Source organism: Bradyrhizobium sp. HKCCYLRH2060 (assembly GCF_051168135.1).
GTDB lineage: Bacteria > Pseudomonadota > Alphaproteobacteria > Rhizobiales > Xanthobacteraceae > Bradyrhizobium.
Genome location: NZ_JBNPUK010000003.1, coordinates 178,775 through 202,252 on the forward strand (window position 1 = coordinate 178,775; position 23,478 = coordinate 202,252).

At 64.0% G+C, this 23,478-nt stretch carries 24 protein-coding genes; 14 read left to right on the plus strand and 10 right to left on the minus strand.

The genetic code is table 11. From position 1 onward, the window contains the following. Positions 1-14: 14 nt before the first annotated feature. Both ACQR10_RS08590 and ACQR10_RS08595 read right to left on the minus strand, forming a co-directional pair. Positions 15-1,307, minus strand: a complete 1,293-nt coding sequence (locus tag ACQR10_RS08590; RefSeq protein WP_316216962.1) for an MFS transporter — start codon at positions 1,305-1,307, stop codon at positions 15-17. Further along, on the minus strand, positions 1,307-2,017 hold the full coding sequence (locus ACQR10_RS08595) for a hypothetical protein (RefSeq protein WP_434911912.1): 711 nt from the start codon (positions 2,015-2,017) through the stop codon (positions 1,307-1,309). Before ACQR10_RS08595 ends, ACQR10_RS08590 begins: the two co-directional genes overlap by 1 nt. A 65-nt stretch (positions 2,018-2,082) precedes the next feature. Between ACQR10_RS08595 and ACQR10_RS08600 the strand changes: the two genes are divergently transcribed. The 3 genes from ACQR10_RS08600 (at position 2,083) to ACQR10_RS08610 (ending at position 4,051) form a co-directional block, all read left to right on the plus strand. Beyond that, positions 2,083-3,102, plus strand: a complete 1,020-nt coding sequence (locus tag ACQR10_RS08600) for a GlxA family transcriptional regulator (RefSeq protein ID WP_316216960.1) — start codon at positions 2,083-2,085, stop codon at positions 3,100-3,102. Positions 3,103-3,304: 202 nt separating this feature from the next. Next, the gene (locus ACQR10_RS08605; RefSeq protein WP_434837754.1) at positions 3,305-3,607 is read left to right on the plus strand and encodes a hypothetical protein; all 303 of its coding nucleotides are present in this window, start codon (positions 3,305-3,307) and stop codon (positions 3,605-3,607) included. Between the two features lie 90 nt (positions 3,608-3,697). Then, entirely contained in the window at positions 3,698-4,051 is a 354-nt protein-coding gene (locus ACQR10_RS08610; RefSeq protein ID WP_315713636.1) for a phasin, read from the plus strand. A 108-nt stretch (positions 4,052-4,159) separates the two neighbouring features. Here the strand turns inward: ACQR10_RS08610 and ACQR10_RS08615 are convergent, their stop codons facing one another. The 3 genes from ACQR10_RS08615 to ACQR10_RS08625 form a co-directional block, all read right to left on the minus strand. After that, a complete protein-coding gene (locus tag ACQR10_RS08615; protein ID WP_316216959.1) occupies positions 4,160-4,474 on the minus strand; it encodes a c-type cytochrome in 315 nt (104 codons plus the stop codon). 149 nt (positions 4,475-4,623) lie between these two features. Next, positions 4,624-4,776 (minus strand): hypothetical protein, encoded by a 153-nt coding sequence (locus ACQR10_RS08620; protein ID WP_434911913.1) that lies wholly within the window; start codon positions 4,774-4,776, stop codon positions 4,624-4,626. A 274-nt stretch (positions 4,777-5,050) separates the two neighbouring features. Next, positions 5,051-5,299, minus strand: a complete 249-nt coding sequence (locus ACQR10_RS08625; RefSeq protein WP_315803607.1) for a hypothetical protein — start codon at positions 5,297-5,299, stop codon at positions 5,051-5,053. A 344-nt stretch (positions 5,300-5,643) separates the two neighbouring features. Here ACQR10_RS08625 and ACQR10_RS08630 point away from each other — a divergent pair, with 344 nt between their 5' ends. Continuing rightward, on the plus strand, positions 5,644-6,840 hold the full coding sequence (locus tag ACQR10_RS08630; protein ID WP_434911953.1) for an OpgC domain-containing protein: 1,197 nt from the start codon (positions 5,644-5,646) through the stop codon (positions 6,838-6,840). A gap of 10 nt (positions 6,841-6,850) precedes the next feature. Here ACQR10_RS08630 and ACQR10_RS08635 read toward each other — a convergent pair whose 3' ends face one another. Next, on the minus strand, positions 6,851-7,111 hold the full coding sequence (locus tag ACQR10_RS08635; RefSeq protein WP_315803605.1) for a hypothetical protein: 261 nt from the start codon (positions 7,109-7,111) through the stop codon (positions 6,851-6,853). A gap of 197 nt (positions 7,112-7,308) precedes the next feature. Between ACQR10_RS08635 and rocF the strand changes: the two genes are divergently transcribed. Continuing rightward, positions 7,309-8,283, plus strand: coding sequence for an arginase (gene rocF / locus ACQR10_RS08640; RefSeq protein WP_434872622.1), 975 nt, complete (start codon positions 7,309-7,311; stop codon positions 8,281-8,283). Positions 8,284-8,338: 55 nt separating this feature from the next. On the opposite strand, the gene ACQR10_RS08645 is transcribed toward rocF, so the two are convergent. Beyond that, positions 8,339-9,970, minus strand: a complete 1,632-nt coding sequence (locus tag ACQR10_RS08645; protein WP_434911954.1) for an NAD-dependent malic enzyme — start codon at positions 9,968-9,970, stop codon at positions 8,339-8,341. A gap of 195 nt (positions 9,971-10,165) precedes the next feature. Then, on the minus strand, positions 10,166-11,470 hold the full coding sequence (locus ACQR10_RS08650; RefSeq protein ID WP_315803603.1) for an NRAMP family divalent metal transporter: 1,305 nt from the start codon (positions 11,468-11,470) through the stop codon (positions 10,166-10,168). A 163-nt stretch (positions 11,471-11,633) separates the two neighbouring features. Between ACQR10_RS08650 and ACQR10_RS08655 the strand changes: the two genes are divergently transcribed. Together ACQR10_RS08655 and ACQR10_RS08660 are read left to right on the plus strand one after the other, a co-directional pair. Further along, entirely contained in the window at positions 11,634-15,491 is a 3,858-nt protein-coding gene (locus ACQR10_RS08655) for an ATP-binding protein (protein WP_316216956.1), read from the plus strand. A 99-nt stretch (positions 15,492-15,590) separates the two neighbouring features. Then, on the plus strand, positions 15,591-16,526 hold the full coding sequence (locus tag ACQR10_RS08660) for a hypothetical protein (RefSeq protein ID WP_316216955.1): 936 nt from the start codon (positions 15,591-15,593) through the stop codon (positions 16,524-16,526). Positions 16,527-16,538: 12 nt separating this feature from the next. Here ACQR10_RS08660 and ACQR10_RS08665 read toward each other — a convergent pair whose 3' ends face one another. Continuing rightward, complete coding sequence (locus ACQR10_RS08665) at positions 16,539-16,724, minus strand: hypothetical protein (RefSeq protein ID WP_315803600.1); 186 nt, start codon at positions 16,722-16,724, stop codon at positions 16,539-16,541. Between the two features lie 501 nt (positions 16,725-17,225). Between ACQR10_RS08665 and ACQR10_RS08670 the strand changes: the two genes are divergently transcribed. From ACQR10_RS08670 to ACQR10_RS08695, 6 genes are all read left to right on the plus strand, one after another. After that, positions 17,226-17,348: a hypothetical protein gene (locus tag ACQR10_RS08670; protein WP_316180034.1), complete on the plus strand. Its 123-nt coding sequence runs from the start codon at positions 17,226-17,228 to the stop codon at positions 17,346-17,348. A gap of 40 nt (positions 17,349-17,388) precedes the next feature. Then, positions 17,389-17,652 carry a hypothetical protein gene (locus ACQR10_RS08675; protein ID WP_316216954.1) on the plus strand — a complete coding sequence of 88 codons (264 nt, stop codon included), beginning with the start codon at positions 17,389-17,391 and terminating at the stop codon, positions 17,650-17,652. Positions 17,653-17,880: 228 nt separating this feature from the next. Next, positions 17,881-19,167: a PBSX family phage terminase large subunit gene (locus ACQR10_RS08680; protein ID WP_316216953.1), complete on the plus strand. Its 1,287-nt coding sequence runs from the start codon at positions 17,881-17,883 to the stop codon at positions 19,165-19,167. Positions 19,168-19,321: 154 nt separating this feature from the next. Then, positions 19,322-19,789 (plus strand): hypothetical protein, encoded by a 468-nt coding sequence (locus ACQR10_RS08685; protein WP_316216952.1) that lies wholly within the window; start codon positions 19,322-19,324, stop codon positions 19,787-19,789. Beyond that, a complete protein-coding gene (locus tag ACQR10_RS08690) occupies positions 19,790-21,082 on the plus strand; it encodes a hypothetical protein (RefSeq protein WP_316216951.1) in 1,293 nt (430 codons plus the stop codon). 131 nt (positions 21,083-21,213) lie between these two features. Beyond that, positions 21,214-21,858 (plus strand): portal protein, encoded by a 645-nt coding sequence (locus ACQR10_RS08695; protein WP_316216950.1) that lies wholly within the window; start codon positions 21,214-21,216, stop codon positions 21,856-21,858. Positions 21,859-22,263: 405 nt separating this feature from the next. On the opposite strand, the gene ACQR10_RS08700 is transcribed toward ACQR10_RS08695, so the two are convergent. After that, complete coding sequence (locus tag ACQR10_RS08700) at positions 22,264-22,575, minus strand: hypothetical protein (RefSeq protein WP_316216949.1); 312 nt, start codon at positions 22,573-22,575, stop codon at positions 22,264-22,266. A 36-nt stretch (positions 22,576-22,611) separates the two neighbouring features. On the opposite strand from ACQR10_RS08700, the gene ACQR10_RS08705 reads away from it, so the two are divergent. Further along, positions 22,612-23,448, plus strand: coding sequence for a hypothetical protein (locus tag ACQR10_RS08705; RefSeq protein WP_434837760.1), 837 nt, complete (start codon positions 22,612-22,614; stop codon positions 23,446-23,448). Positions 23,449-23,478: the final 30 nt, after the last annotated feature.

Below are 23,478 nucleotides of genomic sequence, written 5' to 3' on the forward strand. Positions count from 1 at the left end.
TCTGTTTTTTATGCTTAAGTACGAAGTATCAATTTGCGCCTCATCATCAGCGGCCCAAGCAGTCCAGGAAGCGACATCAGGAGAAGAATCTCGATCAGGGCTGCGTAGCCGGAATCGCTGGCAGCACTGCGCAGGCTTGATCCGATGTCGGGGTTGAGGCCGCTCGCACTCACCATGGCAAAGGCGATCACCGGCTGAGCCAGTCCGGCAAAAATGCCGGCGGCCGTCGTATTGATCGATGCGCCGACGCCGATGCGCTCCGCCGTGTAGAGATGCTTGGTGCTTTTCAGGATCAGCGGCACGGTGCCCCCGGCCACCAGGCCGAGCAGGGCGAACACCGCGCCGACATAGAAGAAGCCGAAGCTGTGCGCCAGTGCCGGCAACAGCATCACGACGAGCAGCATGCGCAGGAAGGTGATGGAGATCAGAGCTGCATTGAGCGACTGCATCCGGTCCGCGGCATGGCCGAGAAAGATTGATCCGATGGCGTTGCCGACCATGAAGGCGAGCAGGGGGCCGCCGGCCGCCGAGGGCGAGATGCCGAAATAATGCGCGACCATCGGGATGCCCCATACGCCGGCGAGCGTGGTCACCACCGCGAAATGCGCAGCGAAGCTCATGGCGCAGCCCCAGGTCGCGGCCGACCCGAGCGCATGCCAGCTCGTGACCAGGACGCTCTTCAGCGTCCTGCTGGTGTAGTTCGCCGGTGCGGATTTCAGGGTCGCGGACGCGCAGGCGAAGTTCACGACGCCGACGCAGGCGATGAAGAGAAAACAGGCGCGCCAGCCGAAGCCGCTGACCGCAGCAGCGAGCGGAGTCGTGGCGAGGACGCCGCCGACATAGCCCGATACCTGGGAGACGCCGGACATCAGGCCGAAACGCTGGTCGGAAAAGCTCTGCGCGACGAGCTTCAGCAGTGCCGTGAACACCAGCGCGTCGCCGCAGGCCACGACCACGCGCGCGATGAAGACGTCGAGCAGGGTGGGCGACAGGGCGAAGGCGGCGCTGCCGAGCACGGATGCCGTCATGCTGCACAGCACGACGCGCTTCACACCGTAGCGGTCGACCAGCACGCCCGCGGGGATTTGCATCAATGTGTAGCCCCAGAAGTAGCTGGAGGCGAGCATCGCGACGCCGGAGGCGTCGGTGCCGAAGTCCCGCATGAAGTCGAGGCCCACGGTCTGCGGCGACATCCGCTGCAGGAAGGCGATGGCGTAGGCGAACGCGACCGTTCCCCACGCGACATAGGCGCGATCGAAGAACCGGAGCGGAGAGGACGCGACCGCCTGTTGTCCAAGCGCCGCCATCACACCCTCGCGTAGCCGACGGAGAACAGGGCGTCGGCGGAATCCGGGATGATCCGCGACATCGCGGTCTCAACCAGCGAGGCCCTGCCGTGATAGTCCTGCCTGATGTGCTGGATGTGTCCATAGGCGCCACGCATGATCATGTGGGGCACCTCGAGCTGCTTGCCCGGATAGATGGTCGCACACATCTCGACGCAGGCGGCCTGCAGCTCGGCATCCGCGGACTCGTCGAGCAGCGACGGCGCGACTCTCTCGCAAATCTTGGCGTTGGCCGCCCACACGATCGGGTTGCGCGTTCGCCATCCGTACAGAATTTCCTCGCCGGGCGTGGCCGACCCAGGATGCTTGAGGATCTGCGACGTAAAGAACCCATACAGGCCACGGCCCTGATGCGCGGGTAGTACTTCGGTCCCACTGCGGTAGATGGCCAGCCGCTGCGCGATCGTCATCACGCGATAGACCGAGAACGCGACCAGTCCGATGTAATCGTAGACCAGAACGAGGCTGTATTTGCTGTCGAATGGCGACGAGGTCGCGGTCCAGTGGGGTTCGATTGCTTTCCAGTTAATGGCAATGATCGAATTCATCGCATCCATGATCGGCTGCCGATCAGGCTGCTGGATCTCCGACGCATCGGAGAAGCTGTAGACGGTGTAGTCGTCCCAGGGCGAGGCGACCGTCTTGTATCGGCCGTCCAGGTTGCGCGACATCGCGTGAACTCCAGCACTGCAAGGTCGAGCTATACAGGCGGGGCTCCGATGGCTTAAAGGACAATATGCCCTCGAATTCTGCCAACTCTCCCCGGCGTGCTGCGGTGCGTCGAGATGGTGCCGAAAGGCGGCTGGCGATCTTCGCCTTTCCCGGAGTGACACTGCTCGACGTCTCCGGCCCGGCACAGGTGTTTGCCGAGCTCAGCGAGATCGAGCTGCCGGCGCCGGGCTATGTGCTGAGCTACGTGTCCAAGGAAGGCGGGCTTGTGCCGACCGATGTCGGCCTGATGATCGACACTGCGCCACTCTCATCCCTGAGGCCGGAGGAGGTCGATACGCTGCTGATTCCGGGGGGGCCCGGCATCTGGAAGCTGCGGCAGGACGAGACGGTGATGCAGTGGATCGGCCAGGTGCTTCCCGGCGCCCGGCGCATCGCATCCGTCTGCCTGGGCGCCTTTGCGCTGGCCTGGGTCGGCGCGCTGGAGGGCAGGCGGGCCGCGACACATTGGCGCTATTGTCCGCGCCTGCAGGACAGCTTTCCAAACGTGAAGGTCGAGCCCGACGCCATCTTTGTGCAGGACGGCCGGGTCTGGTCATCCGCAGGCGTGAGCGCCGGCATCGATCTCGCGCTGGCGATGATCGAGGAGGATTTCGGTCATACGATCGCACTCGACGTGGCGCGCCGGCTCGTCGTCTTCCTAAAGCGTCCGGGCGGCCAGAGTCAGTTTTCGACCGTGCTGGCGGCGCAAGCGTCCGACGTCGAGGGTCGGTTCAGTGCGCTGCATGCCTGGATCATCGAGAACATCGCCAGCGATCTGCGGGTCGAGGCGCTGGCCGCGCGAGCCGGCATGACGCCGCGTACCTTTGCCCGCACCTATGTCAGCCGCACCGGGATGACACCGGCACAGGGAGTCGAGGCGCTCAGGGTCGAGACGGCACGCCTCCTACTCGAAAGCCGCCAGGTCGAAAACGTGGTCGAAATCGCCAAACGGGCTGGCTTTGGCGACGACGAGCGCATGCGGCGGGCGTTCCTGCGGCATCTCGGTGTGTCGCCGTCGGAGTATCGGCGTCGCTTTTCGGGTTGATCGGCGCTTGCCGCAACCGCGGCTGACACTTTTCGCCGGAGTCGAGGCCGCTCCCTTTGCCTTCAAGTTAATCCCGTCGCTCGCGTTGCGGCCAGAGCGGCCATGAAGTGTGCGATCGCTCTAAGGCTTCCGTAAAATGCCACGGGTAAAACGCTGAAAATTCGATGCAGATCCGCCCCTGCAGAGCAGTGGGAAAAGGCCAATGACCAACATCGTTCCCTTTCGCACGAGAGTACTCTTGCCTCACGCCGCCTTTGCAAGGGCGCAAGCGAAGGCCGCGGTTGTGGTGGCCGGGGCCGTCCACACGGACAACGTGCGAGCCGGTGCATTCGGCGTCAGGGAAGATGTGAGAAGAACTGTCCTCCTCCTCGATCTTGCCCTGCAGCATGCGCGAGAACTCTCAGGCTTCGTTTCGGACGAGCGCGCGCGGCTGACCTATGATCGTCATCTCGCTTCGATCGAGCGCGCGCTGCAGGTCGCGCGCCAACGTCTGGCCGCGCTCTGACAGGCGCTTGCCGCCCTCTTTCCGCATCCATTTGCACGGCGACGCAGGGAGTCGGATGTGGTAGTTGGATCTGTCGTGGAGGACGCAACGATGACCCAAACCAAACTCGAAGTGCCCGCTGAACTGCGGGACCTGGCCGAAAAGACCATCTCGCAGGCGGAAAAAGCGTTCGAGATGTTCTTCGACGCAGCCGGCAAATCGATCGGCACGGTTCCGGGCCCAGCCGCGGACATGTCCAAGCAGGCGCTCACTCTCACCGAGCAGAACATCAAGACGGCTTTCGAGCACGCGCGAAAGCTCGTTCACGCCACTGAGCTCGAGGAGGCGATGCGGATCCAGTCCGAGTTCCTGCGCAGCCAGTTCACCAACGCCGGTGAACACATGAAGACGATCACGGCGAGCATCATGTCCGCCGCGAGCAAGGCGACCGAGCCCAAGAGCTGAACCGCGAGCCTTGCCGTCGCAGGAGCGACGGTCTGCATGGACGGAGCTCGGCGGCAGCGCTGCCGCCGAATGGGCGCGGGCGGACCAGACGGGCGAAGGAGCCCAGCCCTATTTTCGCAGGCTGCCGATATAGGCGGCGATGTCGGCTGCCTCCAGCCGGTTGAGCGGAAAGCTTGGCATCTTCGGATGCGGGTCGAGCAGGAAAAACGCGATCTTCTCTGGCGTGAAATCCGTCTTCTTAGCAATCTGGGCGAAGGAGGGAACGTCCGCGCTGGCCTGCTTCTGCGTCCCTTCGATGAGGTGGCATGAGGCGCACCAGCGACGGGCCAGATCTCCGCCGTGATCCGGATCGGCGGCCCAGGCCGGTGTCGAAGCCGCAGCCGCGATCGCGATCGCGATAACTCTCATCACCGAGGCGTGCATCAAGAAACTCCTGATCTTTGTCTGTTGGGTGGTGGCGCACCTCGCCCAAGTGGCGGCGAGCGGCTCATGAAGGAATGTTTCGCCCCTGGAGAGGGGCGATCTTGGCCGTTCCGCCGCGCAGGCACGCGGCGCGTCGATGAATCTCGACGTCAATTACAGCACGATTTGGGAAAGTGGGACAGGTCGATCCGGCTGACGATCGCCTTCAGGAGCGCGGTCGCACGGCGCAGCCAAGACATATCGGTCGGGCGAGACACGTCGGGCGAGGCGGTGGTCGTCAACTCTTCCGCAACGTAGGACATGTCGAGCCCTCCCTGTCGCTCAGCATCTTTCCGCTCAGCCTGTTGACGAGGTGCGTACCGCCACATGCGGGGCATGCGGCCGCCTCATAGGCGTCGAACTGGTCGGCAAGAGCCGGTGTGGCCAAGCCGATCTGAACGTTCGATCCCGTCTGGGAGCAGCGAAAAACGAGAGTTTCCATAGTCTGAACATGACAAATGCCGGCATCGATGCCTTGATCTGTCTCAACAGACGATGAGCCGACCGGCGCTCGCCGGACTGCCAGGGAACAGAATGTCAGGTCAGGCTATGCGATACAGCCTTCGCCCTGTCGATCCGTTCGGCGACGTTCACCGTGGACACGGAACCCGTCTGGGCCGCACGGAGGGCCGCATCGATCTTCGACTTCACGCGCCGCGCCGCGAGCGCGGCGAGTCTGGTCTGGGTGCGTCCGGTCTTGATCTGATCGCCAAACTCGTACCGCCATTCCCAAATGTCCGGTTCAGCAGTCGCCACGACCGTATATTGGACACCTCGGTGGATCACGGAACCCCCCTGTCAACACTTCCACTCAAAGTCAACGTCTAACCAATCTACAATCAATCCGGGCAAATACGGGACTGGAACAATTGCCAGCTCCGCGGTTGGTGAGATGGTTAACACCACCATGCCGACAATGTTCCGCAGGTACCCGGCTTCCGTGCACACTTTTCCAGTGCGGATATCGGCCGTGCACAATCCGCTGAAATCGCGCGGGGCAACCTGAAGACGAAGACGGGGGGCGCGTTCGAGGGCCCGGAATCTGCCGGAAGGGCGGACGACGCGTGTTTCGGATTCGAGTTCCGATCGATGACCGGCAGGAGATATTAAGGCACGACATGCCGGAGTCGATGTTGGTCCGCCATCCCGAGACGAGGTCCATCTTGTTTGCCGATGATCAAGAGCTGGCGAAGACAGATAGCGTGGCAGCCGGCAACGGGAACAGCAACGGACGGCGTGACCTCCGGGTCGACGCGTGCCGGGGTCTCGCCCTCTGGTTCATCTTCATCGATCATGTTCCAGACAACTCGCTGGCGTGGCTGACGCTGCGCAATTACGGTTTCAGCGACACCTCCGAGGTGTTCGTCTTCATCTCCGGCTACACCTGCATGCTGGCCTATGGCGGAGCGCTGCGGGACCAGGGCTGGGCGACCACGGTGGTGCGGGCGTTGCGGCGTGCCTGGGAGATCTATGCGGCGTTCCTGGTCCTGCTGCTCGCCTATGCGGCGCTGGTCTGGGTGATCGGCGGCGGCACGCGCTTCGTCGACGAGACCAACACCGGCTTCTTCTTCCGCGAGCCCGGGCCCACGCTGGTGCATGTGGCGCTGCTGCAATTCGCGCCGGTCAACACCGACATCCTGCTGACGTTCGCAATCCTGCACTTCTGCTTTCCCGTCATCCTGTGGCTGATGATGACCAGCGCGACGCTGACGCTGGTGCTTTCATTCCTGCTCTACATGATGGTTCAGCTGTTCAGCTGGCAGGTGCCGGCGTGGCCGAGCGGCGAGCTGTATTTCAATCCGTTCGCCTGGCAGTTCCTGTTCGTGATCGGCGCCTGGTACAGCTATGCCGGCACCACGCGGCTGCGCCGGCTCCTCGACTCGCCGATGCTGCTGGTCGTGGCGATCGGCTATCTCGTCTTCAGTCTGCTGATGGCGCTCAGCTGGGAGTTCAAGAGTCTCGAGAGCCTGATCCCGTCCGGCATCAGCGGCCTGATCTATCCGATCTACAAGAGCCACCTTGCGCCGGTGCGGCTGTTGCATTTCCTGGCGCTTGCCTTCGTGGTGTCACGGCTGGCGCCGCCGCAATGGAAGGGGCCGATCCGTCCGCTGACGACGGCCATGATCAGGTGCGGTGAGAGCTCGCTCTCGATCTATTGCGTGGGTGTGCTGCTGGCCTTTCTCGGCCAGGTCGTGCTGACCGATGTGGCGAGCGGGTTCGCGATGCAAATTTTGATCAGTGTCGCGGGGATCGCGATCATGATCATGGTCGCCACGCTCCTGACCTGGGAGTCGCAGCTCGACCGGCGTGGACCGCGGCTGTTCTGAGCGCCACCCTTCAGCGCCGGCGCGCGACCGCGACCCCGAACAGGAAGGCGACGAACAGGCTCGCGAGCGGCGCCTCGCGGGTGATCGCGCTGACGGTCGACAGAGCGGTCCCCGGCCGCCGCGCGTCCCTTGCCGCTTCGCTGAGCCGGTCGACGGCCGCACTCAAGGTGCCGACCATCTCCCCGAGTGTGCGCGACATGTCGGTCGCGGTGTCGAGCGCGCGTTCGGCGACGCCCGGCTGTGGAGGAGTTTCGAACGTTTCGCTGCTCACTTTGGTCGCCTTCCTGCCGCGGCTCGTCGGATTGGCCCCCCCCGTGCCGACGCGATTCGGCCGAGGGCGGATGTGACGTTCCTGAAAATGCCGTCTGATGCGATTGGTTCCCGTGGACCAAGACGCATCACCGGCGAAGCACGCGGTGCAAAATCGCGCTACGCTGGGCGGCCGGCCGTCGATGAAAGGATTCCGTCTTGGCTTCTCCAGACCTTACAGCGCCACATCGCATTGCCGTCCTTGGTGCGCCGATCGATCTCGGCGCGTCGGTCCGCGGCACGCTGATGGGGCCGGCTGCGCTGCGCACCGCAGGTCTCATCAACGTGCTTGAAAGCCTAGGGCTCGACGTTACCGACTACGGCGATGTCGGCATCGTCGACATGACGGAGTCTGCAGACGAGCCGCCGGCGAAGGCCAAGCACTATCGCCAGATCCAGCGCTGGTCGCGGGTCCTGGCGCGCCGCAGCCATGACCTGGCCCGGACCGGCGCCATTCCGGTGTTTCTCGGCGGCGACCATTCGCTATCGATGGGGTCGGTGAACGGGGTCGCGCGCCATTGCCGCGAGATCGGGCGGGAGCTGTTCGTGCTGTGGCTCGACGCACATGCCGACTACAACACGCCGGACACCACGATCACGGCGAACATGCACGGCATGTCCGCCGCGTTCTTGTGCGGCGAGCCGGGTCTCGACGGCCTGCTCGGCGACGAGGCACGCGCGTCCATCCCCCCGGATCAGCTGGAGCTGTTCGGCATCCGCTCGATCGACAGGGCCGAAAAGGAGCTGCTGCGTCTCCGGCGTATCAGCATCGCCGACATGCGCGCCATCGACGAATTCGGCGTCGGCGTGCTGATGCGCCGGATCCTCGACAAGGTTCGTGCGCGGAACGGCGTCCTGCATGTGAGCTTCGATGTCGACTTCCTCGATCCCGAGGTGGCCCCCGGCGTCGGCACGACCGTACCTGGCGGCGCGACCTATCGCGAGGCGCATCTCATCATGGAGATGCTGCACGATTCCGGCCTGGTCCGTTCGGTCGACATCGTCGAGCTCAACCCGTTCCTCGACGAGCGCGGCAAGACTGCGCGCGTCGCGGTCGAACTGATCGCGAGCCTGTTCGGTCAGCAGATCACGGACCGGCCGACGCCCACCAATGCGATCGTTCCGGATCAATAGAGCGGATGCCTCCTCGCTCGACCTCGGTGAGCCCGAGGCATCCGCGATCTCGGGCTCAGTAGCGGGCGTCGTACATCTTCGACTCGACGAAACCGAGCAGATCGTTCGGCGCAGGGCCCGTGGCGAGCCCGTTCTGATAGGCAACGCCGGCCACCGCGGCGCCGATATGGGCAGACACCTCGCGGATGCGCGGCAGCGCCGGGTAGAGGCTGCCCTGCTCGAGATCGGCGCCGGTGACGCAGTTCGCCAGGGTATGCGCGGCGGCCATGAACATCTCGTCGGTCACCAGCCGCGCGCCGCTGGCGATGGCGCCGAGGCCGACGCCGGGGAAGATGTAGGAGTTGTTGCCCTGACGCGGCACGAAGGTCTTGCCGTCGAGCTTGACCGGATCGTAGGGGCTGCCGCAGGCGAACAGTGCGCGGCCCTGGGTATAGCGATAGGCCGACTCCGCCGAGCATTCCGCCTTCGAGGTCGGGTTGGAGAGCGCAAAGATGATGGGGCGCTCGTTCAGCTCGGCCATGGCCTGCAGCGCTTCCGGCGTGAAGGCGCCGCCGACGGCCGCCACGCCGATGATCGCCGTCGGCTTCAGCGTCCTGATCGCGGTCAGGAAGTCTGCGATCGGCGCCTGGTCGTGCGCATAGCGCAGCTTGTGGCCGTGCAGGTTCTCCCGCCCCTTGATGACGAGGCCGCGCGAGTCCGTCAGCCAGTTGCGCCGCAGCGACTCTGCTTCGGACAGGCCCTCGGCCATCATGGCGGAGACGACGAGATCCGCGATGCCGGTGGCCGCCTCGCCGGCGCCGAGGAACAGCACCGTCTGATCGCGGAGCTTGCCGCCGGTGATGCGCAGCGCCGAAAACAAGCCGGCGAGCGCCACCGCCGCGGTGCCCTGGATGTCGTCGTTGAAGACGCAGGCGTCGTCGCGATATTTGTGCAGCAGCTTGAACGCGGCGTGGTTGGCGAAATCCTCGAACTGGATCAGCACGCCCGGGAAGGCGGCGCGGGCCGCGGTCATGAACTCGTCGACGAAGGCGTCATAGGCTTCGCCCGTGAGGCGCTTCTGGCGCAGCCCGATGTAGTAGGGGTCGGCCAGAAGCTCTTCGTTGTTGGTGCCGACATCGAGCATGACGGGCAGGCACTCTTCCGGATGGATGCCGGCGCAGGCCGAGTACAGCGACAGCTTGCCGACCGGAATGCCCATGCCGTTGGCGCCGAGATCGCCGAGACCCAGGATGCGCTCGCCGTCGGTGACGACGATCAGCCTGGCGCGATACGGCCAGTTGGCGAGGATCTCCGCGATCCGGCCGCGGTCGTTGGCCGAGATGAACAGGCCGCGCGGACGCTGGAAGATCAGACCGTATTTCTGGCAGGCGAGGCCGACGGTCGGCGTGTAGATCAGCGGCTGGATCTCGTCGATATTGTCGCAGACCACCCGGAAGAACAGCGCCTCGTTGCGGTCATGCAGCGCGTTCAGTGCCACATACTTCTCGAGGTCGCTGGACAGGCTGCGAAGATTGACCAGGATCCGCTCGGCCTGGGCCGGCATCGACATGACCCCGGCGGGCAGGAAGCCGCGCAGGCCGAGCGCATCGCGCTCCTGCTCGGTGAAGCCGGTGCCCTTGTTGAGCAGCGGATCGCGCAGCAGCGCGAGTCCGCGCGGAGAATAGGGGGGGAGCGTCGATGCGCTCATGCGTTGCGGCTGGGTCAAGGCAGTCTCCGAGGTCCTTTGTTCGAGCACCGCCATACCGGCGCGCGCCCGGCGTTGATCGGCATCAATCGCGGCGGGATGGCGGGAACGGACTGTTAACACAGTTTACGTTCCGCGTTGCACCAATGACGTTGTGCAACTGCGTTGCAGCCGACGCAGAGGGACATGCGATGGCCGCTAGGCGCGGCCCGTGACGAATGACCACAGCAGCGCCAGCACGGCGATGGCCATGATGCCTGTCCCCATCCATCCCAGGGCGATCAGCCAGGACCGTCCGCGGAAGCGGCCCATCAGCCCGGCATTGGACACGATCACCATCATCATCGCCATGATCGGCACGGCGGCGATGCCGTTGAGCACGGCGCTCCACACCAGCATGTGGATCGGGTCGATGCCGGTGAAGCCGAGCCCGAAGCCGATGATCGTGGCGGCAGCAATGATGCTGTAGAAGCCGACCGCCTCGTCCGGCTTGGCCTCCAGGGTCGCGTGCCAGCCGAAGATCTCGGCGACGGCGTATGCGGCCGAGCCCGCCAGCACCGGGATCGCCAGCATGCCGGTCCCGATGATGCCGAGCGCGAACAACAGGAAGGTGAAGTCGCCCGCGAGCGGGCGCAGGGCTTCGGCCGCCTGCGTCGCCGAGTCGATTTTGGTGATGCCATGCGCGTGCAGCACCGTGGCGGTCGTCACGATGATGAAGAACGCGATCGCGTTGGAGAAGATCATGCCGATCGTGGTGTCGATCCTGATCCGGCGGAGGTCGGGGTGGTCCTTCTTCGACAGCTCGCGCAAGGGACGGTCGACCTTGCCCTGGTTCATCTCCTCGACTTCCTGCGAGGCCTGCCAGAAGAACAGGTAGGGGCTGATGGTGGTGCCGAGCACAGCCACCACCGTCAGCAGATAGTCGGCCTCCGTCGAGAGGCTGGGCCAAACCGCCGCGAGCAGCGCCGTGCTCCAGGGCACTTTGACCATCAAGGCGGTCGCGACGTAGGCGAACAGGCTGAGGGTCAGCACCTTGATGAAAGGTGCGTAGCGGCGGTAGGGCAGGAATACCTGGAGCAGCGTCGACCCGGCGGCGAAGATGAGCGCGTGCTCATGATTGAGACCGCCGATCACCAGCGACAGCGACTCCGCCATCGCCGCGATATCGGCTGCGATGTTGAAGGTGTTGGCGCCGACCAGCAGCGCGACGAGGCCGAAGACGATCCCGCGTGGCGCAAGCGCGGTGATGTTGGCCGCCAGCCCTTTGCCGGTGACACGGCCGATGCGCGCGCTCACCAGCTGGATCGCGATCATGAAAGGCGCTGTCAGAAAGACCGTCCACAACAGCCCATAACCGAACTGCGCGCCGGCCTGGGAGTACGTTGCTATTCCCGACGGGTCGTCGTCAGCGGCACCGGTCACGAGACCTGGACCCAACAGCCGGAATACGCTCCAGGGCGACCGTCTCGGTGTGTTCGGTTCAGATGCAACGGTCGTGGCCATGGCAGCGCTCCCCCGGCGGTGTATGTCTCGAAGTCGCACGCCCCCTTTTTGTTCCCGGCTCCGGAACCGGAGGAGAGTACCTGCGTTCCAGATCACGTCGGATTTCGACCAGGGGGAGCGCGTGCCGGACGAGCGGCAAACAGGGCATGATCAGGAGCTCGGCATGGCCGAGCGCGAGAGGCTTTTTTCCGGAGGCAGTGAGCTGGCCGGACTGATGTTGCGGTTCGATTGGGAGAGCACCTCGATCGGACCGCCGGAGCATTGGCCGCAGAGCCTGAAGACGGCCGTCAGGATCATGCTGACATCCCAACAGCCGATCTGGATCGGTTGGGGAAGGGAGCTGATCTATCTCTACAACGATGCTTACAAGACCATCATCGGCGGCAAACATCCGTGGGCACTCGGCCGACCGATCTCTGCAGTCTGGCACGAGATCTGGGAGGACATCGGTCCGTTGCTGGCCAAGGCCGGCGGCGGTGACCAGGGCACCTATGTCGAGGCGCAACTCCTGATCATGGAGCGCAACGGCTTTCCCGAGGAGACCTACTACACGTTCTCCTACAGTCCCATTCCGGACGACGATGGATCACCTGGAGGAATCTTCTGCGCCAACACCGATGACACTCAGCGCGTGATCAGCGAGCGCCAGCTCTCGTTGCTGCGCGAACTCGCAAATGCCGGGGCCGGGGCCCGCAGCATCGATCAGGCCTGCGCAAGCTGCGCGGACGCGTTGGCGCGGGAGGCGCGCGACCTTCCGTTCGCGATGATCTACATGACCGACCCGGACGGCGAGGCGGCGCGACTGCAGGCCTTGACCGGCATCGACCGCGATCATCCCGCTGCTCAGCCGAGGCTGAGAATTCAGCCGGAAGGAACGTGGCCTCTGGCCGAAGCGCTGAAGCTGCAGGATGCGGTGCTGGTTCGTGACCTTCCGCGGCGGTTCGGTCTCAGCTTTCCGACCGGCGGATGGCGTCAGCCGCCACAGCACGCCCTTGTGCTTCCGCTGCCCGCGTCGGGGGAGGCCGGACGGGGCGGCTTCCTCGTCGCAGGTCTCAATCCGTTCCGCCTCTACGACGAGAGCTATGCCCGCTTCCTGAACCTCGTCGCGGGGCAGATTGCAGCGGCCGTCAGCAACGGCGGGGCCTATCAGGCAGAGCGGCGCCGGGCGGAAGCGCTGGCCGAAATCGACCGCGCCAAGACGACGTTCTTTTCCAACATCAGCCACGAGTTTCGTACGCCACTGACGCTGATGTTGAGCCCGCTGGAAGAGCTGCTCGGCCGCGCCGAGGCCCAACTCACCCCCGAGGCGCGATCCGCCCTCAGCCTGATCCACCGCAACGGCATTCGTCTGCTGAAGCTCGTGAACACGCTGCTCGACTTTTCGCGCATCGAGGCCGGCCGCATGACCGCGCATTTCGAGCCGATCGATCTTGCGGGTTTCACTGCCGAGCTCGTGTCCAACTTCCGCTCGGCGACGGATCCTGCCGGCCTGCGTCTCACCATCGACCGCACGCCCCTGTCCGAGCCGGTGTATGTCGACCGCGACTTGTGGGAGAAGATCGTTCTCAATCTGGTGTCGAATGCGTTCAAGTTCACTCTCGAAGGTGAAATCGCGGTGTCGATCGGCTTGTCCACTGACGGCAATCATGCCGAGCTCGAGGTTCGCGACACCGGCACCGGCATTCCGCCCAGTGAGCTGCCGCATTTGTTCGAACGGTTTCGTCGAATCGAAGGTGCGCGCGGCCGATCCTTCGAGGGCAGCGGCATCGGTCTCGCTCTCGTTCAGGAACTGGTGAGGCTTCATGGCGGGGAGATCGCCGTAGACAGCGAACTCGGCGGCGGCTCGGTTTTCACAGTGCGAATTCCGCTAGGCTCGGCGCATCTGCCGGCGGGCCAGATCGGACCTTCCCGTGTCCTGGCCGTTACCAACGTGCGTGCCGAAGCCTACATCGAGGAGGCGCTCGGATGGCTGAACGGCGGTGGGCGGTTCGAGCTTCCTCACCCGTCGTCATCCGATGACCTCGGAGTTCGCTCCGCGACGGCATCGGCCCGTGATCGCGTGGTGCTCGCGGACGACAATCCTGATATGCGCGACTACGTCCGCCGTTTGCTCGGCGAGGATTATGACGTGGAGGCGGTCAGCGATGGCATCGCGGCCCTCGAGGCCGTCCGACGGCGCCGCCCCGATCTGGTGCTGACCGACGTTATGATGCCGGGGCTCGACGGCTTCGGCCTGCTGAGAGTGCTGCGTGGCGATGCGCAGCTTCGCGACATTCCTGTGGTCATGCTGTCGGCGCGCGCCGGCGAGGAGGCCAAGGTGGAGGGACTTGATGCCGGGGCGAGCGACTATCTCACCAAGCCGTTCAGCGCGCGCGAGCTGCTGGCGCGGGTGCGCGCCAACATCGATCTGTCGCGGGTGCGGCACGAGGCCGAGATCACGCTGCGTGAGCTGAACGAGCGTCTGGAGACGCAGGTCTCCGAGCGTACCGCGGAGCTGCAGGCCAAGGAGGCGCGGCTGCGGACGATCTTCGAGGCGAGCTACACGTTCCAAGCGCTGCTCTCGTCCGATGGGACGCTTCTGGACGCCAATGCGACCTCGCTCGAAGCGATCGCTGCGCCGCTGCACGAGGTCGCAGGGCTGCCATTCTGGGAGACGCCGTGGTTTGCGGGTACGCCCGGCATGCCCGAGGTGATCAGATCCCTGGTTGACGCCGTCGCTCGCGGCGACGGGGCCCGCCAGGAGTTGCAGCTCGAACTGCCGGTCGGCGGCTCACGCTGGTTCGACTTCCAGATGCGGCCGGTGCGGGATGAGACCGGACAGGTGGCCGCCATCGTGCCCGAGGCGGTCGAGCTGACCGAACGGCGCAAGGCGGAGGAGGCGTTCCGCCAGGCCCAGAAGATGGAGGCGATCGGCCAGCTCACCGGCGGCGTCGCGCACGACTTCAACAATCTGCTGACCGTGATCCGGTCGTCGGCCGACCTGTTGCGCCGGCGCCAGCTGTCCCCGGAGCGCATGCGGCGCTACGTGGATGCGATCTCGGACACGGCGGATCGCGCCGCCAAGCTCACCGGACAGTTGCTCGCCTTCGCGCGGCGGACGCCGATGGAGCGCCGCGTCTTCGATGCCGCTGTTCATATCGAGCGGATCGAGGAGATGCTGCAGACCGTGCTCGGCGCACCGGCTGTGATCGAGCTCGATCTCGCTTTGCGCCCGCTTCCGGTCGACGTCGACATCAATCAGTTCGAGACGGCGCTCGTGAACCTCGTCGCCAATGCGCGCGATGCGATGGAGGGGCGGGGCGTCCTGAGCATTCGCGGCGAGATCGTCCGGGAGGGCGGTCAGTCCGGGCAGTCGTCGTTCGTCTCCATTGCGGTCAGCGACACCGGATCCGGCATTCCTCCAGATCAGATCGACCGGATCTTCGAGCCGTTTTTCACCACCAAGGGCGTGGGGCGCGGTACCGGCCTCGGTCTGTCCCAGGTGTACGGCTTCGTTCATCAGTCCGGCGGACGGGTGCTGGTCGACAGCGAGCTCGGCAAGGGCACGACGCTGACATTGTTGCTTCCGCTGACGGACAAACCACTGGGACCGCGCGAGCGGAGCGAGCAGGATGCCGAACAGCTCGCTGCGCGCTGGAGCGTGCTGGTCGTCGAGGACAACCCGGAGATCGGCGAATTTTCCACGCAATTGCTCGAGGACCTCGGCTACCGGACGGTGCTTGCGCGCAGCGGAACGGATGCACTGCGGATGATCGACGAGAATCCCGAGAGCTTCGATCTCGTGCTCAGCGACGTCGTGATGCCCGGCATGGACGGGGTGACGCTCGGCCAGGAAATCCGCCGGCGGTTGCCGATGATCCCGATCGTGCTCAACAGCGGTTACAGTCATGTCCTCGCTGACGGTGACCGCCACGGTTTCAGCCTGATCCAGAAGCCTTACTCGGTCGACGAGCTGTCGCGCGTGCTGCGCCATGTCATGGCCACGCGAGCGGCAGGCGCGAAGCCGGCGCCGTCGGCATGAGACGCGCGGCAGCTTTCCCCTGACCCCGGTCGGCTTCGCGCGATCAGCACTTGAAGGATCGCGCTTGACCGGCGTATTTTCGGTGCTGGGGGAAGTCTCATGGCACACGAGGAATGGCGGCTGCGCGGCGGTCGGACGCAGCGGCGGATATCTGCTCTTGTCGCGGGCGCGGCACTGGTCATGAGCGGCAGTGCCCTTGCCAAGGACGATGAGGCGGATGAGCCGGCGGGTCTTGCCGACGTCTATATCGATTTCCGCACGAACTACGCCTATCTGCCCGGCGCTGCGTTGTCGACGGGCCTCGGCGACACCTCGCTGTTCGGAACGCTGTCCCAGCTCGCAACCTTGCGCAAGCTGCTCGACCGGCCAACCTTGCCGGGACGCCCGCAGCTCTCGGTTCCGACCAACCAGGGCGTCGGCGTCGACGTTCCGCTCACGGCGGATCTCGGCGACGCGCTCTCGCTCTATGGCGGCTTCACCGGCAGCGCGTCCTACAACGGCCTGTCCGGTTGGTCTGACGTCGCGGTGACGAGCTGGTTCCTCGGCTTCCAGGCCGATGTCTATCAGCAGAACGGTGGCGCATTTCCGACCTTGACGCTGCAGTCGACGCTGACGCGGTCGGTGCCGGACTCGCCGTTGGCGACAACGTCGTTCAATACGGTGGTCGAGGCGAAATACGCGCTCGACCCCGACGAGATGCGCGGCTGGCTGGCGGGCATCCAATATGCTCACACGGAGATCGACACCGTTCTGGCGCGGATCGGCGACACCACCGCCGGCTATGTCGGCGGCTTCTATCAGTGGGACAACAACTGGAAGGTCTCCGCGCGGGTCGGGCTGCAGTCGTTCGGCGGTGCGCAGCTGCTCGCCCTCGCGCCGATCGCGGCCTACACGCAGCCACTGGTCAGGCTCGATCTCGATCGCATGGATGACGACGACAATCGCCTGTTCGGCATCACGGCGCAGATCGCATGGGCGCCGAAGCCGGTCTATCAGCTGACCGTGCGAACGCCGCTCTACGCGATCAAGAACTGATCGTCGACGCTGCTATCGCATGCTGACGAACTTGCCCCAGAGGCCCGCGAGCAGCGCACCCGTCATCATGTAGTGTGGCTTATCGCAGAACAGGCTGCCGTAGCTGCAGACGTCGGCACCGACCGATCCGAGCTGATGCTGCGCGGCCGCGTAGAACAGCGCGGACAAGGCGGCCAGAACGACTGCGACGACATACATCAAGAAACCTCCTTCCGGCTCAGCCCGACGAGCTGCGAAATGAACTGATGATCGGCGCGCATTTGGGCGCTTGACACGTCGGGCAAATCAGGCGCATTTTGCCAACGTCGAAAAAATCATAGAGCCCGCGCCGATCAGTCGGCAGCGGGCTTTTTATGTTTCAGGAAAGGAATTCGCGCGGTGGTTATCGAAATCGGAAAACCCGATCGCCGCATTTCGATCAAATTTGACACGTCGGGCAAATCACTGACAAAATGTCAGCATCGAAATTTCCGAAATTGCGGTGGCCGCAGCCCGCCAACAGCGGTGGGCTCCTGTTCGGGGATGCTGGCGCGACTGCTTCCGGATCACCTCATTTTGCTGTTCGGCAGCGTGTGCTCTCATAGTCATCCGGATGTTGACCGTCCCGCGCGAACGGGGTGGTCGCGGGCACGATGATCGTCGTCGTGCCCGCAGCGGTCCCTCACGCGAGGGATAAGGTTCGCGCCCGAAGCGATCGCGTTGGCCGCGATCCGCCGCGCCTTTCTGTTTTCAACCGATCGGGACAGGACGATGACCGTCTATCTGATTTCGCTCGCCCTGGTAGGGCTCGTCGCGATCGCCGCCGGCGATGCGCTGTCGTGACCACGTTCCAAATCCACTTTGCAAGATTCCGGAAGCGACCATGTCGAAGACGATCACTGAAATCCGCTCGATGGCGCGCAGCCACACCAAGACGGCGATCAACACGCTGGTCGGTGTGATGCGCTCGCCCAAGGCGACCCATGCGGCCCGCGTGTCGGCCGCCAATGCCATCCTCGATCGCGGCTGGGGCAAAGCGCCTCAAGCGCTACAGAACGGTGAGGACGGTGCACTGGAGCTGATCCACCGCATCGAGCGGGTCATCGTGCATCCGGATGAGCACGATGAGGAGCAGGTGGATGAGTGATGGCAATTGCTGCGGAACGGAGCGCGGGCACCGAGCATCTTATCGCCCAAAGAGCTTCTCAAGAAAATGGTCATCGCGACATGAGCGCGGCTGTCTAGGGAGCGCCTTTACCGAACATGCTGTCTGAGCGGCGTGGGTCTTGGCGACAACTTGATCTGATCCCTGCACTGTCGCGAGCGCGATGATCCACCGCGCCGAACTGCAGACCGACTGCTGCGAGGCCTTCCATTGTCCACCCTCAAGATTCCCACCGCGAGAGTGTTCGAGCCGCTGCTCGCGCCGTCCCGCTACAAGGGCGCGTTCGGCGGCCGTGGCTCGGGCAAGTCGCACTTCTTCGGCGAACTGCTGGTCGAGACCTGCCAGGCCGAGCGGGGTACGCTCGCGGTCTGCATCCGCGAGGCGCAGCGGACGCTGGCGCAATCCTCGAAGCGGCTGATCGAGGGCAAGATCGCAACGCTGGGCCTCGGCCAGGGCTTCCGGCCGTTCAGCGATCGCATCGCGACGCCGGGCGATGGGCTCATCATCTTTCGCGGGATGCAGGATCACACGGCGGAGTCGATCAAGTCGCTGGAGGGATTCCGCATCGCCTGGATCGACGAGGCACAGACCCTGAGCGCGCGCTCGCTGTCGCTGCTGCGGCCGACGATCCGCGCGCCGCGCTCGGAGCTGTGGGCGAGCTGGAATCCGCGCCGCAAGTCGGATGCCGTCGACGACTTCCTGCGCAGCCGCAAGCCGGATGGGGCGGTCGTGGTCAAGGCGAATTGGCGCGACAACCCGTGGCTTCCGGCGGTGCTGGAGGAAGAGCGGCGGCTCGACCTTGCGCTCTATCCGGATCGCTACGAGCACATTTGGGAGGGCGACTACGTGCGCGCGTTCGAAGGAGCCTATTTCGCCGATCTGCTGGCGCAAGCGAAGCGCGACGGGCGGATCGGCAGGGTGGCGGCGGATCCGCTGCTGCCGTTGCGCGCCTTCGTGGATATCGGGGGCGCCGGCGCCACGGCCGACGCCTTCACGATCTGGATCGCGCAGTGGGTCGGCAACGAAATTCGCGTGCTCGACTATTATGAGGCGGTCGGCCAGGTCCTCGCCTTCCACGTCAATTGGCTCCGCACGCGCGGCTATCAGAACGCGATCCTCTATCTTCCGCATGATGGCCTCGCGACCAACGCCGTGACCGGCAAGCGCTATGCCGACCATCTGCGCGACGCCGGCTTCGCTGTCGAACCGCCGCTCAAGAACCAGGGCACGGGTGCGGCGATGATGCGGATCGAGGCACTGCGACGACTCGGTCCGCAGCTCTGGTTCAACGAGGCAGCGACCGAAGCCGGGCGCGAGGCGCTCGGCTTCTATCACGAGCGCCGGGATGAGACACGCAATGTCGGGCTCGGCCCCGAGCACGACTGGTCGTCGCATGCCGCCGATGCGCTCGGACTGATGGCGGTCTGCTACGAAGCTCCGGGGCGAGCCGCAAGCTTCAACCGTCCCATTCGATATCAGGATGCGGGGTGGCGGTAACGGCGCCGAGAGCTGGCGTAGGGGTTGGAAAGCCGGTGGTCCACGACGTCCTGCGTGCCGCACTCTTCGCGATCGTCATTGACAATCGTGAATCGTCGGCGTTCTTTATTTGTTCCTGACACGCCCGCTGACTCCGAACTTCGTGAAGGCCGACATGCAGCTTCTGTTCAAGCTTCTAAAGTATGGCTCCGTAACGCTCATTCTCGCCGCTTGGTTTCCGCTTCAGTTTTCAGTTGTTTCGAACCTTCCGCAGCTTGCGCTGGCGGTCGTCGTGACTGGCTATCTGATTGCGATCCTTCTGCTTGCCCTGGCGGCCGTGTCAGGAAGGTTTGGCGTGAAGCTGACAGCTCGGCTGAATTGGTGGTTTGTACTGTTCGCACCTGCGGCACTTGCGCCGCCTGTCCACCTCTATCTGGTGCTCGAAACCTATTGGTACGACATCTACTACCGCTGCGACGAGTGCGGATGGGTGCAGTTCTTGGCTCTTTTTATGAAGGCGCGGGAGAGCCTCCTCGTGTCCCATCTACTCCAGATCCTTACTGTGGCCGCAGCGCTCTATGCCATCCTCCTCGTTTCAAGCCTCTTCATCAAAGTCATGCATGGACGTTTCCAGGGGAATTGAATGACGACCTATTTGCGAACTGCGGAAGATAGAAAGCGGGCGCTCCTGGATGATGTGCCGGATACCAAGTTCGAATTCGAAAGCCAGAAGTTCTCCGACATTCCGAAGGATAAGCGACCTGCCATAAATAATATTTTGCAGAACCATCGGTGGGGTGCTCAGCAAGTCAAGACGTACAATAAGTTGATCGAGGAGGCCGCCGGGCGCCATGGGGTAAACCCCGATCTCGTGAGAGCCGTGATCTACACGGAAGTCTCGAGAGGCGGCGAATACGGTTATCCGGGCGAGGCTGTAGGCCGGGCGGTGAGATCGCTGTTCCAACTCGATCATGACGTGATTGCTCGCACGATTCTGCCAGGCAACATCGATTCCAGTTGGCAGAAGCTCATTCCCGGATCTGACGTTCACTCCCCGCGAGACAACATCGAGCTCACCGCGAAGCTGCTGGCAGGGATCGCAAAGCGGCTGGACGATCCCAGCGTCGAAAACATCTACTCGCTCTACAACGGCCTGTCACACGATCGAACGTATGTGAACAAGCAGATCAAGTCGACGCCTTACTATGCCAAGCGTGCGTTCGAGGATAAGGCCTGGGAGAAAGACGAGTGGTCCGCGCCTGATCTGGCCGATGGTCCCGCGGGGGACGTACCGGTGACTCCGGACAACCGGGTCGGTCCCGTCGGATCGCGTGCGCCGTCGGCTGCTCATGATGCTCCCGCCTGGTTCGACGACCGCTTCGGCCGATGGTCCCCTGCGACCAGCGATGCCGCGGCGTCACAATCACCGCTCCTGCGTGAGCTCGCGCGACGCGGGACTGCGGAGGCGGCTGGCGCTCAGCCGCTTCAGCCAGGGTCCCCACCGCCGTCTCTGCTGTTTCCTGGAGGGGCAGGAGAGCCGCCGAACCCGGCCGACCTCGCCGCGAGTGGAGGCGGCCCCGATCCGGTCAAGTCTCCCATCCGCATCCTGCGCTCCCGCCGCGCAGATCAGATGCTGCCAACAGCAAGCCTCGGACCGTCCGGGACTGCTCCCAATCAATTGCCCGTCGGGGATCAAGCGCCATCGTTCGACGATCGTTTCGGAAGCTGGGCGTCGACCGGCAATGTGACCGCGCCGCTCTCGCCCTATCAGCCGTTCTTGCCGTTGCCGGAGTCGGCAGGCTCGGGCGGTGTGCTCACCGGGAATGCAATGCCGGATTATCCGTTCGAGATTCCGGCGTTTGGAGAGGCATCGCCTGGTTTGGAGGATTGGGCCGGGACTCGGCGTCGGCGCTCGCCATGGGGCCCGTCGCGCTGATTTGCGGCGCGTCTGCGAGCAGGCCTCGCGGCGATCGCGTCTGGCGCCTTCCCGTTGATGCCGCTCTCCAGTGCCCGGCACCAGTCGGCCCATCTCATCGCTCACATCATGTCAACGATACGGTTCTGACCATGCCGAAAATGTCGAACGCCGACCTCAAGACGATGCTCGCCGCCGAGAAGGCGGATGCACTGGCCGCCATCTCCGCCGCACGGCTGGCGGAAGAGCGCGCCGATGCGATGGACTATTATCTCGGCAACATGCGCAAGGACATGCCGGCGCAGGAGGGGCGCTCGCGGGCGGTCTCGACCGATGTCGCCGATACGGTAGAAGGACTGATGCCGCATTTGATGGACATCTTCGCCGGATCCGACGAGGTTGTGCGGTTCGAGCCCGTCGGTCCGGAGGACGAGGCCGCCGCGGCGCAGGAGACCGATTACGTCAATCACGTCTTCATGCAGCAGAACCCCGGCTTCATGATCCTGTATTCCTTCATCAAGGATGCTCTCCTCTCAAAGGTCGGTGTCGTCAAGGTGTGGTGGGAGGAACGCGAGGAGGAGAGCCGCGAGACGTATTACGATCTCAGCGAGGACCAATTCGCGCTGCTGGCGCAGTCGGTCATGGACTCCGACGGGGCGATGAGGATCGTTGCGCATAGCGTGCGCGGGGGAGAAGACGGCCTACACCAGTCTTCAGGAAGAGCGCCGTCGGCGACCGGCTTGATGGTGTCGGGTGGAGCCTCGGTGCCAGGCGCCGACGCGCATCGGCTCGCGTGAGCTGAGTAGATGCGATCATGACAGGAAGCCGATCGTCATCCACGGCGCACTTCCTCCGCAGTTTCAGGACGATGGGACATCGCTATCCATTCTTGGCCCACGCATTCGAGCCGACGGCTCCAGCAGAAATCCGAGCCGAGGGCGACAGAGCTATGGGCTTGCCCTGCGCAGCCTGCCTGTTCTTCTGAGATTCTTTGCCGCCGGCAATCCGGTGTTTGGCCGTCTTGTACTGCTCTCCTTCGGCTGGGCGGCGTATCGCGCGGTCGCGGAGTGAAGGACCGATGACGACTTGGTCCTGACGGCTGGTATCGCGGGAAAGAGCCGAACGCGGTCGATAGCCCTGCCTTCAGCCGATGTCTCCCGTTCGCTTCAGAGGCGGCCGCCTGCAGTTTTCCGACACGATGCTCAGCCCAGCGCGCCGAGCACCAAGATCAACAGAAGCCCGATGGCCGACCACGCCCATATCGCACGCTCGTTCCATATTGCGGTCTTCAGACGGTCACGACCGGGCTCCGTCAGTTTCGTCGGGTCCATTGCCGAGAAACGAAATCTCAGCAACCACCATCGTCTGTAATAACTCGGCATCATGTACTTCATGTCTGAAGCGTCTGGAGCAATGTGGTTGTGGATGATGCGAAGATCATTCAGCCATCGCGCCGACAGCGTCAGGCGGACGATCGTCCAGATCAGAAGGATGCCGATTGCCGTGTAGGACATGTTCGCAAGGGGAAACAGAATTATAGATCACAGTCGATGTTCATTCCGCTTGATGAGGATAATTTAGTGTCGGTCAACGAGAAAGGCAACCTTCGCCCGGATGGCATCTCTCTCGAGCTGCCGTTCATCGGTTGGGGAGGTGCATATTATTGGAATCCGGGCGCGCCAGCTGCGCCGAGTGTCACCTTGACGAGAGGCGTCGGCATGGGCGGAGGAGGGGCTCACCTCATTCATCTCAGAAGGGGCATGACCTCCGAAGATACTCTAGGATACGGCGCTTCGGTCAACATGCCGTCCTTGAATGTCAACGCCACGATTCCGGACACATACGGCATCCCTGAACCTTGGAACGCAAAAGTTTCGTCGATCGGGGCGGGCGTCGCCATTCCGGGGTTCGGTGCGAACTATACGGTCGCGCCGGCACGGATCGCAGAATTCATCAAGAAGTACATTTTGGGTGTAAGGTCGGAAAAGCCACCTTCAGCATCCATGCCGACTTTTCAGAGCGGGCGGATAAGAACGGAGCCCGCCTCCGAACCACCCGTGCCTTATGCCGGCTCCTCGTTGAACAGAAACGACTTCGGTTCGAGAATCGCTCCCTGGGCGTCCGGGTACCCTGGCGGTCGTGACGAACCGTCAGCTGGGACAGTTTCGCGCAACGAGGCCGATCGAGCGTTTTCCGCCGGAGCTTCGGCCATTCCCTACATCCGAGACGCGGCTCGTGCCTCTGCTGCAGGCTTTCCCGGCGTAGGCGAATCTCCCTCAAGAGGCGGCACCGTCGCGAGCGGGCAGGCCGGTACTCCCGTTGGCGGTCTGCTCGGGATGATTCAGGACTACCTCCTGACCGAAGCGTCACGGGGCGAAAGCCGTTAGGCGCCGGCTCGATTTGTCCATTCTCCAGCA

Coding starts and splice junctions, on each gene's coding strand:
- ACQR10_RS08590 (WP_316216962.1), bottom strand. CDS start 1,307: ATGGCGGCGCTTGGACAACAGGCGGTCGCGTCCTCTCCGCTCCGGTTC.
- ACQR10_RS08595 (WP_434911912.1), bottom strand. CDS start 2,017: ATGTCGCGCAACCTGGACGGCCGATACAAGACGGTCGCCTCGCCCTGG.
- ACQR10_RS08600 (WP_316216960.1), top strand. CDS start 2,083: ATGCCCTCGAATTCTGCCAACTCTCCCCGGCGTGCTGCGGTGCGTCGA.
- ACQR10_RS08605 (WP_434837754.1), top strand. CDS start 3,305: ATGACCAACATCGTTCCCTTTCGCACGAGAGTACTCTTGCCTCACGCC.
- ACQR10_RS08610 (WP_315713636.1), top strand. CDS start 3,698: ATGACCCAAACCAAACTCGAAGTGCCCGCTGAACTGCGGGACCTGGCC.
- ACQR10_RS08615 (WP_316216959.1), bottom strand. CDS start 4,474: ATGCACGCCTCGGTGATGAGAGTTATCGCGATCGCGATCGCGGCTGCG.
- ACQR10_RS08620 (WP_434911913.1), bottom strand. CDS start 4,776: ATGTCCTACGTTGCGGAAGAGTTGACGACCACCGCCTCGCCCGACGTG.
- ACQR10_RS08630 (WP_434911953.1), top strand. CDS start 5,644: ATGTTGGTCCGCCATCCCGAGACGAGGTCCATCTTGTTTGCCGATGAT.
- ACQR10_RS08645 (WP_434911954.1), bottom strand. CDS start 9,970: ATGAGCGCATCGACGCTCCCCCCCTATTCTCCGCGCGGACTCGCGCTG.
- ACQR10_RS08650 (WP_315803603.1), bottom strand. CDS start 11,470: ATGGCCACGACCGTTGCATCTGAACCGAACACACCGAGACGGTCGCCC.
- ACQR10_RS08655 (WP_316216956.1), top strand. CDS start 11,634: ATGGCCGAGCGCGAGAGGCTTTTTTCCGGAGGCAGTGAGCTGGCCGGA.
- ACQR10_RS08660 (WP_316216955.1), top strand. CDS start 15,591: ATGGCACACGAGGAATGGCGGCTGCGCGGCGGTCGGACGCAGCGGCGG.
- ACQR10_RS08665 (WP_315803600.1), bottom strand. CDS start 16,724: ATGTATGTCGTCGCAGTCGTTCTGGCCGCCTTGTCCGCGCTGTTCTAC.
- ACQR10_RS08675 (WP_316216954.1), top strand. CDS start 17,389: ATGTCGAAGACGATCACTGAAATCCGCTCGATGGCGCGCAGCCACACC.
- ACQR10_RS08685 (WP_316216952.1), top strand. CDS start 19,322: ATGCAGCTTCTGTTCAAGCTTCTAAAGTATGGCTCCGTAACGCTCATT.
- ACQR10_RS08690 (WP_316216951.1), top strand. CDS start 19,790: ATGACGACCTATTTGCGAACTGCGGAAGATAGAAAGCGGGCGCTCCTG.
- ACQR10_RS08695 (WP_316216950.1), top strand. CDS start 21,214: ATGCCGAAAATGTCGAACGCCGACCTCAAGACGATGCTCGCCGCCGAG.
- ACQR10_RS08700 (WP_316216949.1), bottom strand. CDS start 22,575: ATGTCCTACACGGCAATCGGCATCCTTCTGATCTGGACGATCGTCCGC.
- ACQR10_RS08705 (WP_434837760.1), top strand. CDS start 22,612: ATGTTCATTCCGCTTGATGAGGATAATTTAGTGTCGGTCAACGAGAAA.